This window comes from Pseudomonas sp. 2822-15, from assembly GCF_002742515.1.
GTDB classification, from domain to species: domain Bacteria; phylum Pseudomonadota; class Gammaproteobacteria; order Pseudomonadales; family Pseudomonadaceae; genus Aquipseudomonas; species Aquipseudomonas salomonii.
Map to the genome: position 1 here is coordinate 96,911 of NZ_LJRY01000180.1, position 13,338 is coordinate 110,248.

10 protein-coding genes are annotated in these 13,338 nt (G+C 60.9%); 8 read left to right on the top strand and 2 right to left on the bottom strand.

Features of this window, described 5'->3' with window-relative positions; genetic code table 11:
- Positions 1 to 3: 3 nt before the first annotated feature.
- Positions 4 to 1,776 (bottom strand): N-acetylglutaminylglutamine amidotransferase, encoded by a 1,773-nt coding sequence (locus tag AOA59_RS10930; RefSeq protein WP_099487274.1) that lies wholly within the window; start codon positions 1,774 to 1,776, stop codon positions 4 to 6.
- Positions 1,777 to 1,940: 164 nt separating this feature from the next.
- Positions 1,941 to 3,929 (bottom strand): bifunctional tRNA (5-methylaminomethyl-2-thiouridine)(34)-methyltransferase MnmD/FAD-dependent 5-carboxymethylaminomethyl-2-thiouridine(34) oxidoreductase MnmC, encoded by a 1,989-nt coding sequence (mnmC, locus tag AOA59_RS10935; protein WP_099487276.1) that lies wholly within the window; start codon positions 3,927 to 3,929, stop codon positions 1,941 to 1,943.
- Between the two features lie 156 nt (positions 3,930 to 4,085).
- Here mnmC and pap point away from each other — a divergent pair, with 156 nt between their 5' ends.
- The 8 genes from pap to AOA59_RS10975 all read left to right on the top strand — a co-directional run bounded on the left by pap (position 4,086) and on the right by AOA59_RS10975 (position 13,328).
- Positions 4,086 to 5,600, top strand: coding sequence for a polyphosphate:AMP phosphotransferase (gene pap / locus AOA59_RS10940; RefSeq protein WP_065931346.1), 1,515 nt, complete (start codon positions 4,086 to 4,088; stop codon positions 5,598 to 5,600).
- A gap of 420 nt (positions 5,601 to 6,020) precedes the next feature.
- Positions 6,021 to 7,205 carry a thiolase family protein gene (locus AOA59_RS10945; RefSeq protein ID WP_065931347.1) on the top strand — a complete coding sequence of 395 codons (1,185 nt, stop codon included), beginning with the start codon at positions 6,021 to 6,023 and terminating at the stop codon, positions 7,203 to 7,205.
- Positions 7,206 to 7,699: 494 nt separating this feature from the next.
- Positions 7,700 to 8,221, top strand: a complete 522-nt coding sequence (locus AOA59_RS10950) for a fimbrial protein (RefSeq protein ID WP_099487278.1) — start codon at positions 7,700 to 7,702, stop codon at positions 8,219 to 8,221.
- A 52-nt stretch (positions 8,222 to 8,273) separates the two neighbouring features.
- On the top strand, positions 8,274 to 8,834 hold the full coding sequence (locus AOA59_RS10955; RefSeq protein WP_099487279.1) for a fimbrial protein: 561 nt from the start codon (positions 8,274 to 8,276) through the stop codon (positions 8,832 to 8,834).
- A gap of 20 nt (positions 8,835 to 8,854) precedes the next feature.
- Positions 8,855 to 11,458, top strand: a complete 2,604-nt coding sequence (locus AOA59_RS10960) for an outer membrane usher protein (RefSeq protein ID WP_158235237.1) — start codon at positions 8,855 to 8,857, stop codon at positions 11,456 to 11,458.
- Positions 11,455 to 12,213 carry a fimbria/pilus periplasmic chaperone gene (locus AOA59_RS10965; RefSeq protein ID WP_099487281.1) on the top strand — a complete coding sequence of 253 codons (759 nt, stop codon included), beginning with the start codon at positions 11,455 to 11,457 and terminating at the stop codon, positions 12,211 to 12,213. The genes AOA59_RS10960 and AOA59_RS10965 overlap by 4 nt, the downstream gene beginning before the upstream one ends.
- A 25-nt stretch (positions 12,214 to 12,238) precedes the next feature.
- Positions 12,239 to 12,823, top strand: coding sequence for a fimbrial protein (locus AOA59_RS10970; RefSeq protein WP_065931350.1), 585 nt, complete (start codon positions 12,239 to 12,241; stop codon positions 12,821 to 12,823).
- A gap of 10 nt (positions 12,824 to 12,833) precedes the next feature.
- On the top strand, positions 12,834 to 13,328 hold the full coding sequence (locus AOA59_RS10975) for a fimbrial protein (RefSeq protein WP_065931423.1): 495 nt from the start codon (positions 12,834 to 12,836) through the stop codon (positions 13,326 to 13,328).
- The last annotated feature ends 10 nt before the right edge of the window (positions 13,329 to 13,338 follow it).

Below are 13,338 nucleotides of genomic sequence, written 5' to 3' on the forward strand. Positions count from 1 at the left end.
CAATCAGATTCCTTGTTCGCTGAGCCACAGGTTCAGCGCCGCCAGTTGCCACAGTTTGGAGCCGCGCAGCGGCGTCAGTTGGCCTTGCGGGTCGGTCAGCAGGCGGTCGAGCATGGCCGGGTTGAACAGGCCGCGATCCTGGCTTGGGTCCATCAGCAAATCGCGCACCCAGTTCAAGGTGTCGCCTTGCAAATGCTTGAGGCCGGGCACGGGGAAGTAGCCCTTCTTGCGGTCGATGACTTCGCTGGGGATGACTCGGCGCGCGGCCTCTTTGAGCACCTGTTTGCCGCCATCGGGCAATTTGAATTTGCCCGGCACGCGGGCCGACAGTTCTACCAGGCGATAGTCCAGGAACGGCGTGCGCGCCTCCAGGCCCCAGGCCATGGTCATGTTGTCGACGCGTTTGACCGGGTCGTCCACCAGCATCACCGTGCTGTCCAGGCGCAAGGCCTTGTCCACGGCAGCATCGGCGCCGGGCATGGCGAAATGCTCGCGCACAAAGTCGCCGGCGGCGTCGTTGGCGGTCAGCCATTTGGGCGCAACGGTGGCGGCGTAGTCGTCGTAGCTGCGGTCAAAAAAAGCGTCGCGGTAGGCGGCATACGGGTCGCTGGCGCCATCGACTTGCGGGTACCAGTGGTAGCCGGCGAACAGCTCGTCGGCGCCCTGGCCGCTCTGCACCACTTTGCAATGCTTGGCCACTTCCCGCGACAGCAGGTAGAAGGCGATGCAGTCATGGCTGACCATCGGCTCGCTCATGGCGCGGAAGGCTGCCGGCAGTTGCTCGATGATTTCGCTTTCGGCAATGCGCAATTGGTGGTGATGGGTGTCATAGTGCTTGGCGATCAAGTCCGAATACTGGAATTCATCGCCACGCTCGCCACCGGCGTCTTCAAAACCGATGGAAAAGGTCGACAGGTCCTGCACGCCGACTTCCCGCAGCAGGCCCACCAGCATGCTCGAATCGACACCGCCCGAGAGCAGCACGCCGACATCCACAGCCGCACGTTGGCGGATCGCCACGGCTTCGCGGGTGCTGTCGAGCACGCGGTCGGTCCAGTCTTCGAGGCTGAGGTTTTTTTCATCCTCGTGCGGGCCGTAGGGCAGAGTCCACCAGGTTTTCTGCTCGGTGGTGCCGTTGGCGTCGATGCGCAGCCAGCTTGCCGGCGGCAGTTTTTCAATACCCGCCAGCAAGGTGCGCGGTGCAGGCACCACGGCGTGGAAGTTCAGGTAATGGTTGAGCGCAACCGGATCCAGAATCGGGTTGATATCGCCACCCTTGAGCAGTGCCGGCAGCGCTGAGGCAAAACGCAGGCGCTGGCCGGTGCGCGACAGGTAGAGCGGCTTCACACCCAGACGGTCACGGGCGATAAACAGGCGCTGGGCGTCACGCTCCCAGATGGCAAAGGCAAACATGCCATTGAGCTTGGGCAGCAAGGCTTCGCCCCAGGCGTGATAGCCCTTGAGCAGCACTTCGGTGTCACCACCGGAATAGAAGGCGTAGCCCAGGGCTTCCAGCTCTTCACGTAATTCCGGGAAGTTGTAAATCGCGCCGTTGAATGCCAACGACAGCCCAAGCTGGGCGTCGACCATCGGTTGGGCGGAGCCGTCCGACAGGTCCATGATCTTCAGGCGGCGGTGGCCCAGGGCAATAGGCCCTTGGGCATGGAAGCCCCAGGCATCGGGGCCTCGCGGGGCAAGGTGATGGGTGATGCGTTCTACGGCTGCCAGGTCGGCAGGTTGATGATCAAAGCGTAACTCGCCAGCTAGTCCACACATAAATTCCTTACCGGTTTTTCCGTTGGGGAGGGCAATACTCAATACGCCCGACGGGGCGCGTACCCAGAAACTGACCCAGTGCTATGCGTGGAGTTTTAGACCGATAAGTTATAAGGCAAATAGCCGCGATGCTCGTAACGGCGTTATTTCATCCCTCAGCGTGATCAGCGTGTTGCGGGTTTTCCTCGCACCAGCGCGCGCAACGCAAACCGGTTCGGGTGGCAGGCTTCGGCCACACTGGCCGGGACCGGCAGCGGTTCGTCGCTCAACCAGGCGGCCAGCAGTTCGCCGCACAGTGGCGCGGTGATCAGCCCGCGTGAACCGTGGCCGCTGTTGATATACAGGCCCGGCAACCAGGGGCAGGGCGTATCCGGGACTTGCCGGGCGTCTTTGCGCAGTACGGCGTAAGCCTGTTGGAACGCAGCGCTATCGGCCAAGGGGCCGACGATTGGCAGGTAGTCAGGGCTGGTGCAGCGAAATGCGGCGCGGCCTTCCAAGTGTTCGGCGTTCAGTGAGTCAGCACCAAGACGCAGCAGCAGGTCTTCGGAAATCTCGCGCAGCATCGCGAGGTTGCCGGTGTGTTCGGCAACGGTGGGTGTCAGGTCTTCATTGTTGAAATCAAAACTGGCGCCCAGGGTGTGTTCGCCAAGGCGCGCCGGTGCCACATAACCTTCGGCGCACACCACGGTGGCCAATGCCGCACTCGCGGGAGTTTGCGCCAAACGCGTGATCTGCCCGCGAATACGCTTGAGCGGCAAATCCGCACTGAGCGCGAAGCGCTTGATTTCGGCTGCACCGGCCAGCACTACCACGCTGGCGCTGGCCAGTACGTCGTCGCCGTCACGGGCTTGCCACTGGTCGTCGACGCGGTGCAGCTCCAGCGCCTCGTGATGGGTGAGCACCTTTATAAGCGGCTGCGTAGCTTGCCATTGGCACAGCGCCGGTGGATGCACCCAGCCACCTTCCGGAAAAAACAGCCCGCCCTGGGCCAATGCTATGCCGGCCTGTTGTTGGGCCTGGTCCTGGTTCAGTACGTGCAACAGATCCGGTGCAAAGGCCTCGGCCAGTTGCGCCTGGCGTTGGGCTTCCTTGGCGTCAAACGCCAGTTGCAGGACGCCGCAACCGTCCCAGTCAACGCCGCGCTGCAAGTGCTCCAGCAGGCGCCGGGTATGGCCGAAGCCGCTGAGTATCAGTTGCGACAGCGCTGTGCCATGCGCCGACAGCTTGAGGTACAGCACGCCCTGCGGGTTGCCCGAGGCTTCCTGGGCCAGTGCGGGGTGACGTTCCAGCAGGCTGACGCGCCAACCCCGGGCGGCCAGGCTGGCGGCAGTGGCGCAACCGGCCAGGCCGCCGCCGATGACCATGGCATGGCGCTCGCCGTCGACGGCTGCCGGGCGCGCAAACCAGGGTTTGGGTGTGGCCGGCGGTGGCGTATCGTCGGGCCAACCGAGAAACTCGCCGCGCAGGATTTCCCACTTGTGGCCGATGCCCGGCGTGCGTTTCATCTTGAACCCGGCGGCATTGATCAGCCGACGTACCCAGCCGGTACTGGTGAAGGTGCTGATGGTCGAGCCCGGCGCCGCCAGGCTTGCCAGTTGGGCGAACAGCTCGGCGGTCCACATGTCGGGGTTTTTCGCCGGGGCAAAGCCGTCGAGAAACCACGCGTCCACCTGCGCATCCAGTTGCGGCAATTGCTCCAGGGCGTCGCCGATCAGCAGCGTCAGGGTCACGCGACCGTTATCCAGCACCAGGCGCTGGAAGCCTGGGTGGATGGCGATGTACTGCGCCAGCAGTTGTTCTGCAAAAGGCTGCAGTTCGGGCCAGAGGGCGAGGGCGCGCTGCAGGTCTGCGTGGCTCAGCGGGTATTTCTCCACGCTGACAAAATGCAGGCGTGCCCCGGGCACTGCGTGTTGTTCGAACAGTTGCCAGGCGCACAGGAAATTCAGCCCCGTACCAAAACCGGTTTCACCAATCACCAACCGCCCATTCACCGGCAAGGCGGCAAAGCGCTCCTGCAAACGGTTCTGTTCAAGGAACACATAACGGGTTTCTTCAAGGCCCGACTTGTCGGAAAAGTACACGTCGTCGAACACTCGCGAATGCGGGCGGCCTTGGTCATCCCAGTCGAGCTGGGCGTGGGTGATGGGGGTCATGGGCGGCTCATAAAAATAACGGCAGGCAAAGGCACGGCGGCCATTCTAGCCGATCAACCGGTAATGAATTGACCCACGGCAAGCGCGGGTTGAATTTCCTTCCGCGTGTCGTTGCCCAATCCGCTAGTCTTGAGCCATCTTGAAATGGAGCTGCCCATGTTCGAATCCGCGGAAATCGGTCACGCCATCGACAAAGACACCTTTGAGGCCGAAGTGCCGGCCCTGCGTGAAGCCTTGCTGGAAGTGCAATACGAACTGCAACAGCAGAAGCGCTTCCCGGTGATCATCCTGATCAACGGCATCGAAGGCGCGGGCAAGGGCGAAACCGTCAAGCTGCTCAATGAATGGATGGATCCGCGTCTGATCGAGGTGCGCACCTTCGACCAGCAGACCGACGAAGAACTGGCACGGCCACCGGCGTGGCGCTACTGGCGCCAGCTGCCGGCCAAGGGCCGCATGGGCATCTTTTTCGGCAACTGGTACAGCCAGATGCTGCAAAGCCGTGTGCATGGCCAGATCAAGGACGCGCGCCTGGACCAGGCCATCGCCGGTGCCGAGCGCCTGGAAAAGATGCTCTGTGATGAAGGCGCGCTGATCTTCAAATTCTGGTTTCACCTGTCTAAAAAGCAGATGAAGGCGCGGCTCAAGGCGCTGGCGGACGACCCGCTGCACAGCTGGCGCATCAGCCCGCTGGACTGGCAGCAGTCCGAAACCTACGACAAGTTTGTGCATTTCGGCGAGCGTATCCTGCGCCGCACCAGCCGTGACTACGCGCCGTGGCATGTGATCGAAGGCGTGGATGCGAATTACCGCAGCCTCACGGTGGGCAAAATCCTGCTCGAAAGCCTGCAAAACGCCTTGAAGCTGCCCAAGGGCAAGGCCAGCGGCATGAACCCGGCGCCGTTGATTGCCTCGGTGGACAAAAAGAGCTTGCTCGACAGCCTCGACTTGACCCAGCGCCTGGACAAAGACGATTACGAAGAACAGCTGATTACCGAGCAGGCGCGCTTTTCCGGCCTGATGCGCGACAAGCGCATGCGCAAGCACGCATTGATCACCGTGTTTGAAGGCAACGATGCGGCGGGCAAGGGCGGGGCGATCCGTCGCGTGGCGGCAGCGCTGGACCCGCGCCAGTACCATATCGTGCCGATTGCCGCGCCGAGTGAAGACGAGCGCGCTCAGCCGTATCTGTGGCGCTTCTGGCAGAAGATTCCGGCACGCGGCATGTTCACCGTGTTCGACCGCTCGTGGTACGGCCGTGTGTTGGTGGAGCGTATCGAAGGCTTCTGCACCCCGGCGGACTGGATGCGCGCCTATGGCGAGATCAATGATTTCGAAGAGCAACTGCGTGATGCGGGCGTGATTGTGGTCAAGTTCTGGCTGGCCATCGACAAAGACACGCAGTTGGAGCGCTTCCAGGCCCGTGAGGAAATCCCCTTCAAACGCTTCAAGATCACCGAAGACGACTGGCGCAACCGCGATAAGTGGGACGATTACCGGGCGGCGGTGGGTGACATGGTCGACCGTACCAGCACCGAAGTGTCGCCCTGGACCCTGGTGGAAGCCAATGACAAGCGCTGGGCGCGGGTAAAAGTGCTGCGCACCATCAACCGCGCGCTGGAAGAGGCGTTCGACAAGACCGACAAACACGACAAGAAGAAAAAGAAATAGCGGAAGCTGTCGAGCATTGATCGTTCCCACGCTCTGCGTGGTAACGCATCCAGTGACGCTCCGCGTCGCCTTCAAGGTGGCCGTGGTCAGCGGGACGCAGAGCGTCCGGGGCTGCATGCCCACGCGGAGCGTGGGAACGATCCAAAGAAATAACCCTGGCTGGGCGCAAAACCTGTGGCGAGCAGGCTTGCGCTGCGCTGCGCAGCGGCCCCCGACCCAGGCAGCGCGTTCTTTCAGGCAAACCTTATCGGCAGGTTTTGGGGCCGCTTCGCAGCCCAGCGCAGGGCAAGCCTGCTCGCCACGGAGGCATCGTTCGTAAGGCGGTCATGCTTTTGCATATGCCAGGTGAATGATCATCGCGGTTGGGCAGGCCCGGCTCTATGCTCGGTCCATCTCCCAACAACAAGATCGAGGTAGCCCATGCGTGAAGTAGTGATCGTCGACAGCGTGCGAACCGGCCTGGCCAAGTCCTTTCGTGGCAAGTTCAACCAGACGCGCCCGGATGACATGGCGGCCCATTGCGTCAACGCGCTGCTGGCGCGCAACGGCATCGACCCGGCGACGGTCGAGGATTGCATCGTCGGTGCAGGCTCCAACGAAGGCGCCCAGGGCTACAACATCGGGCGAAACGTGGCGGTGCTCTCGCAACTGGGCACCGGGACGGCGGGCATGACCCTCAACCGGTTCTGTTCCTCGGGCTTGCAGGCAATTGCGATTGCGGCCAACCAGATTGCCTCGGGTTGCAGCGATATCATCGTCGCCGGTGGCGTCGAGTCCATCAGCCTGACCATGAAAAGCGTCAACACCGACAACCTGATCAACCCGCTGCTCAAGGCGCAGGTGCCGGGCATTTACTTCCCCATGGGCCAGACCGCCGAGATCGTCGCGCGCCGCTATAACGTCAGTCGCGAAGACCAGGACCTGTACGCCCTGCAAAGCCAGCAACGTACCGCCCAGGCCCAGGCCGACGGCTTGTTCAACGATGAAATCGTGCCGATGGCGGTCCAGTACAAGGTCGAAGACAAAAATACCGGCCAGGTGCAGGTGCTCGATGGTGTGGTCGACCGCGACGACTGCAACCGCCCCGACACCACCCTGGCCAGCCTCAATGGCCTTAAGCCGGTGTTTGCCGAAGACGGTTCGGTGACGGCGGGCAACTCCTCGCAGTTGTCCGATGGCGCTTCTATGACTTTGGTGATGAGCCTGGAAAAAGCCCTGCAACTGGGGCTCAAGCCCAAAGCGTTTTTCCGTGGTTTTACCGTGGCCGGTTGCGAGCCGGACGAAATGGGCATCGGCCCGGTGTTCTCGGTGCCCAAACTGCTCAAAGCCAAGGGCTTGCAGGTGGCGGATATCGACCTGTGGGAGCTTAACGAAGCGTTTGCTTCGCAGTGCCTCTACGCACGCAATCGCCTGGAAATCGACAACGCCAGGTACAACGTCAACGGCGGCTCGATCTCCATCGGCCATCCGTTCGGCATGACCGGGTCGCGGCAAGTGGGGCACCTGGTGCGTGAGTTGCAGCGCCGTAACCTGCGCTACGGCATCGTCACCATGTGCGTGGGCGGTGGCATGGGTGCGACCGGTTTGTTTGAGGCGGTGCGTTAGTCAATCGACAGTTAGCACCGTAGCCAAATAAAGGGGGAGCATGCTCCCCCTTTGCACATTCGCTGTTTGGTAATAATCAGGTACGGCTTCGTTTGTTTGATTAGTTGCTCTAATGGCGTAAACACGGTTATTTTTTAACTCATGTAATCCTCGTCTTACAGATGCGATCTTGTTTGAATTGTTCTCATTAGTCCGCGCGTAGTCCTTTTCCTTCAGCGCTTTTCAAAGTTTTGGCAAATAGCCATGTTTTTCCTGCGTGGTCTAGTGTGTCGCGGCTACTTGGTTTGCGGAAATGGATGGCTTACTTGCGCAAGTGTGAAGTGGAGAATTGCCTGGCGTTGAGCTGATCCCTGAATTGCAATACAACTAATTGGAAAACAACTCGGGAATCATCGGCTTAACAACACGGGTTATAACCGCTCGTTTAATCAGCCCTGCACCGACCTGTGGCCGGGCTTCTTTAATGACACTTGTGAATAAGTGGGAATCTGTACATGAAAACCAAAATGAAAGCTGCGCTGTTGTCTATCGGTCTGATGGCCGGCTCGATCTCTGTTGCGCAGGCAGCGGATGGGACGGTTACGTTTCTGGGGTCGGTGCACTCGGGTGCTTGCTCTATCAAGCCTGACTCGGTGGATCAGACCGTTCGCCTGGGGGCGATTGCCAAACACCAACTGGATTCGGGCGGCAAGTCTGAAGCGCGTCGTGTGCTGATTGAACTGGAAGGCTGCGACCTGTCCGGCCTGACCGATAACACCGTGACCACCACCTTCACCGGCGCGCCTTCCAGCGCTGTGCCTGGTGCGATCGGTACGGTCGGTGGTGCAGGCGGCGTGGGCATCATGATGACTCACGGCGGTGACCTGGTTGAACTGGGCAAACCCACTACCCCGCAGGCCATCGCCACCGGTAACAACACCCTGGAGTTCGGTGCCTACGTGCAAGGCGCTGCCACCGACCCGATCATCCCGGGCGACTTCAGCGCCGTCACCAACTTCACCTTGGCTTATCAGTAAGTTTTGCCCCCCGCCACCCAGCGTGGCGGGGGGACGCTGACGGGAGATCCAGGTGAAAACATTCATACGCCTCGCACTCGCCTCTTCTTTGATGACATTCATCAGCCCTTGCGTATTCGCCCAGGCATCTTCGCAAGGTCATGGCGTGGTTCAGTTGGGGGGAGAAGTCGTTGACTCCGCCTGCGGGCTGGAACTGGGCAGTATCGATCAGACCATCGAGATGCCACCGGAGCCGGTCGGCCGGTTGCTACGCAACACGCGCGGCGAAGACCATCCCTTCCAACTGCGACTGGTCAATTGCACGCTGACTCGCCCGGACCCATCACGCCCTGGGGCGACCCTGCCTGACTGGGAACACATGCGGGTGACATTTGACGGCGCTACCGACCGTGGAGGGCTCTCCTTTGCCGTGTTTGGTGGCTCGCAGGGCGTTGCCCTGCACATCGTTGACGCTGCTGGCGAAGAGAGTGTTCCCGGGCAGCGAATGTCGCCCACGCCTTTATCGGAGGGCGATATGACGCTCAACTACAGATTTTATCTGGTCGGTAATGGACTGCCGCTGGTCGTGGGTGCTCACACCGCCGCAGTGCGGTTCAAGTTGGAATACTTTTGAATAGTGATGGACAGGCGTTCATGTTGAATACAGCGAAGTTCAAAAATACGCTGCGCCCGAGCCTGTTTGGCGGGTTGATGTCTCTGGCAGGAACAGCACTGGGAGCCGGGGATGTCGAGTTTAATACGGATGTGCTCGACCTGATTGATCGCAGCAATATTGACTTGTCTCAATTTGCCCGCAGCGGGTTTATTTTGCCGGGTACTTACACGATGGTGGTGCAAGTCAATGGCCAGCCTATTCCTGAACAATCGGTGGCGTTCTATCCTCCGGACAAAGACCCCAAAGGCAGTCAGGCGTGTTTGTCGCGCAGCCTGGTGGAACAGTTAAGCCTGAAAGGCTCCGATGCCGACAAGCTGGCATGGTGGAAGGGCGGCGAGTGTCTGGATATTCAAAGTTTGCCAGGCATGGAAGTCAGTGGAGACCTGGCCACCTCCACGCTGAGTATCAACTTGCCCCAGGCGTACCTGGAGTACAACGCTATCAACTGGGACCCGCCTGCGCGCTGGGATGAAGGGGTGCCAGGGTTGCTGGTGGACTACAGCCTGACGGCCCAGTCCAATTACCAACGAGGCGACGGCAACCGCAATAACCTCAGTGGCAACGGCACCGTCGGCGCCAATGCCGGCGCCTGGCGCTTGAGGGCCGACTGGCAAGGACGCCTAGAACGTGGTCGGCAGGAAGCGGCCGGGCCGCAAAAGCTGGAGTGGAGCCGCTACTACGCCTATCGCGCGATTCCTGCGCTGAAGGCGCGCCTGGTGGTGGGCGAGAATTACCTGTATTCGGACCTGTTCGACAGCTTCCGTTTTACCGGTGCCGCGCTCAACTCGGACGAGAGCCAGTTACCGCCCAACCTGCGTGGCTACGCGCCGGAAGTGGTCGGGGTGGCCAAGACCAATGCCAAAGTCATCATCAGCCAACAGGGCCGTGTGCTCTACGAAACCCTGGTCGCAGCAGGCCCCTTTCGCATCCAGGACTTGCAGGATGCGGTAACGGGCAAGCTGGATGTACGCGTCGAGGAGCAGGACGGTTCGGTGCACAGCTTCCAGATGGATACGGCGGGTGTTCCTTATCTGACTCGCCCTGGACAGGTTCGCTACAAGTTGGCGACTGGCCGACCGTCGAATCTTCAGAACGGCTCGGATGGCAATGTTTTCGGCACCGGCGAGTTTTCCTGGGGCATCAGTAATGGCTGGTCGTTGTTCGGCGGCGGTATGACCGATAACAACTATCGGGCGTTATCGGTCGGGGCCGGCAGGGACTTGCTGGCGTTCGGTGCCGTCTCGCTGGATGTGACGCAGTCGCGCGCCGAGGTTTGGCGCGAAACGCTCTCGGGCAAATCCTACCGCCTTCAATACTCCAAGAACTTCGAAGAGTACGACAGCCAAGTGACCTTCGCCGGTTACCGGTTTTCCGAGAAAAACTTCTTGAGCATGAGCGAGTACCTGGACGCCCGGTATTACGGGTTGAACGGCGAACTCGGCGGGCGAGGCGATTATCGCGATCCCAGTGAGGGCTGGAAGCCGATTGGTGGCAGCAAGGCACTGTATACGGTCACGGTCAACAAACAGTTTCGTGACCTGGGCGCCACCGTCTACGCCAGCTACAACAAGCAAACCTATTGGGACCGGCCAGACACGCAGCGTTGGAACCTGTCGTTGTCGCGCTATTTCAATGTGGGCACGGTCAAGAACATGAGCCTGTCCCTGAACATGTACCGCACCCAGGAATACAACTACAAAGACAACGGCATGGCCGTGACGGTCAGCCTGCCCTTGGGGCGCACCGGCACACTGTCGATGGATGCCAACCGGACCGCCGGCAGGAACAACTTCGCGACGCGCTACAGCGATCGCCTCGATGAGCGCAACAGCTACCAGCTCAGTGCCAGTGATTCTTCCGCCAGTGGTTACTTGAGCCATATGGGCGACCAGGCCGACATCGACCTGAGCGCCAGCACCCAAGAGGGCGGCTACAGCAGCCTCGGCCTGTCGGCACGTGGCGGCGGCACGCTCACCCCCTACGGTGGCGCACTCCATCGCACGACCAGCACCGGCGGCACGCGCCTGATGATCGACACCGGCGGCGTACCTGATGTTCCGGTGCGCGGTTATGGCTCACCGACCCGCAGTAATGTGTTCGGCAAGGCCGTGATCTCCGACATCAGCAGTTACCAGCGCACGGCGGCCAGCGTTGATCTGGAGCGCTTGCCAAACAATGTCGAGGCCACTCAATCGGTCACGCAACTGACCCTTACCGAAGGCGCGATCGGTTACCGCTCGCTGGATGTGATCGCCGGTGAAAAGGCCATGGCCGTTGTGCGTCTGCCCGATGGCAGCTTGCCGCCTTTCGGCGCCACGGTGAAGAACCTCAAACAACAGGACACCGGGATTGTGAATGACGGCGGCAACGTCTACCTGAGCGGTATCCAGGCCGGCGAGCAGATGGTCGTCAGTTGGGGCGGTGACGAACGCTGCCTGCTCACGCTGCCTGCCACGTTGCCTGCGGATGGTTTGACCGACGCCCTGCAACTGCGCTGCCAACTGGTAGCCGCAGACCCATCCTTGGCTGAACCCGCCGTGCTGACCGGCAAGCCCACTGATACGGAGAACACATCCTCATGAAGCTCAACACACGCCTTACCTCCCAGGCCTTGGCGCTGCTGGCTCTGGCCCTTAGCCAGAGTGCCATCGCCGCCGTCGGCCTGGACCGCACCCGCGTGATTTTCGATGGCGGCAAAGATGCCACCAGCGTGAACATCACCAATAACAACACCCAGTTGCCGTATCTAGCCCAAGGCTGGATCGAGGACGAAGCGGGTAAAAAAATCACCTCGCCACTGATCGTGCTGCCACCGGTTCAACGCCTGGAGCCTGGCAAACAAAGCCAAGTGAAAGTCCAGGCGCTGCCGGCGGCCAAGTCGCTGCCGCAGGACCGGGAGACGGTTTACTACTTCAACCTGCGGGAAATTCCGCCGCGCAGCGATAAGTCCAACACCCTGCAAATTGCCTTGCAGACCCGCATCAAGCTGTTCTACCGGCCGCAAGCCATTACGCCGAGCCAGCAGGACCTGTCCAACCCCTGGCAGCAGAAACTCACCCTGACCCGCGAAGGCGACCAGTACCGGGTCCACAACCCGACGCCTTACTACGTGACCCTGGTGGATGCGCGCAGCAGCAAGGAGGGCAAAACCGTGGAGGGCTTTGCGCCCCTGATGATTGCGCCCAAGGAGTCGTTGACCCTGGGCCCTTCCGCCAAGGCGCTGGGTTCGGCGCCTTACCTGGCCTATGTGAATGATTACGGCGGTCGTCCGCTCCTGGCGTTCACCTGCACGGGTGACACGTGCAACGTGAACGTGCAGGCCTCATCGCCTAATTGAGTAATGCCAGCTGCTGGAGAACATCATGAAGTCGCAACGTGTGAAGGTCTTGGGCGGCCTGTTATGGGTCTTGGCGGCGGCGGTTCACGCCGCCGAGGATGACGAGGATATCGAAGGTATGAGTGGGCTGCTGAATGTGCTCGGCTCTATGCATGAATCGCCTTGCAGCCTGGATATGACCTCACTGCATCAGACGGTTGACCTGGACGCCGTGTCCACCAGCCAATTGCAACGGCCCGGCGACCAGGCGACGGCCAAGGCCTTTCAGCTGCGGTTTACCGATTGCCTGCGCACGGCCGGCCGTGTGCGCAACGAACGCACGGGAAACCTGGCATGGAGCGCCTACCAACCCGTGGTGTCGATAACGTTTGATGCGCCGGCCGATGCCGATGACCCACGGCTGGTCAAAGTGCAAGGCATCACCGGGATGGGCCTGCAATTGACCGACGCCTTGGGCCGTGACGTACAGCTGGGTTCAAGGGGCCAACCCTTGTTTTTGCCCGTAGGACGCAACACCCAGACCTGGCGTGTTCGGCCCACCCGCACCACCGCGCCATTGAGCAGTGGGGCATTCAGGGCTGTGGTGGATTTCAGGCTCAATTATGAGTAAGGGCAACGCGATGACCCAATCAATCGGCCCAAGGGCCATTCTTATTGCTGGTGGCCTGCTGTGGTTTGTCAGTCAAAGTGTGCAGGCCGAGACCAGTTTGGTCATCCGGGCAGTCATCATCGCGCCTGCGCCTTGCGTCATTAATAACGGCACGACCCTTGATGTGCCGTTTGGCAATGACCTTCAGACGTCACGGGTGGATGGCGTCAATTATCGTCGCGGCGTGCCTTACACCGTCACCTGTGATTCGCCCTTCAGCAACGCCCTGACCCTGGAACTCAAAGGCACCGGCGCCGGGTTTGACAGCCGCGTGCTGGCGACCCGCAAGGCCGACCTTGGGGTCAAGTTGTTCGTGAACGGCACTGACTGGCCGCTGAATACGGCGGTGAATTTTACCTTTCCCAATTTCCCCGTGGTGCAGGCGGTGCCGGTCAAGCGTGAGGGCAGCAAGCTGACCGGTGGGGCATTCGATGCTGCCGCCACCCTGGTGGTCGATTACCAATGACGAGGAATGA

Bases quoted from the DNA above. Each gene is read 5' to 3' on its own strand.
- AOA59_RS10930 (WP_099487274.1), bottom strand. From the start codon at position 1,776: ATGTGTGGACTAGCTGGCGAGTTACGCTTTGATCATCAACCTGCCGAC.
- mnmC (WP_099487276.1), bottom strand. From the start codon at position 3,929: ATGACCCCCATCACCCACGCCCAGCTCGACTGGGATGACCAAGGCCGC.
- pap (WP_065931346.1), top strand. From the start codon at position 4,086: ATGTTCGAATCCGCGGAAATCGGTCACGCCATCGACAAAGACACCTTT.
- AOA59_RS10945 (WP_065931347.1), top strand. From the start codon at position 6,021: ATGCGTGAAGTAGTGATCGTCGACAGCGTGCGAACCGGCCTGGCCAAG.
- AOA59_RS10950 (WP_099487278.1), top strand. From the start codon at position 7,700: ATGAAAACCAAAATGAAAGCTGCGCTGTTGTCTATCGGTCTGATGGCC.
- AOA59_RS10960 (WP_158235237.1), top strand. From the start codon at position 8,855: ATGTTGAATACAGCGAAGTTCAAAAATACGCTGCGCCCGAGCCTGTTT.
- AOA59_RS10965 (WP_099487281.1), top strand. From the start codon at position 11,455: ATGAAGCTCAACACACGCCTTACCTCCCAGGCCTTGGCGCTGCTGGCT.
- AOA59_RS10970 (WP_065931350.1), top strand. From the start codon at position 12,239: ATGAAGTCGCAACGTGTGAAGGTCTTGGGCGGCCTGTTATGGGTCTTG.
- AOA59_RS10975 (WP_065931423.1), top strand. From the start codon at position 12,834: ATGACCCAATCAATCGGCCCAAGGGCCATTCTTATTGCTGGTGGCCTG.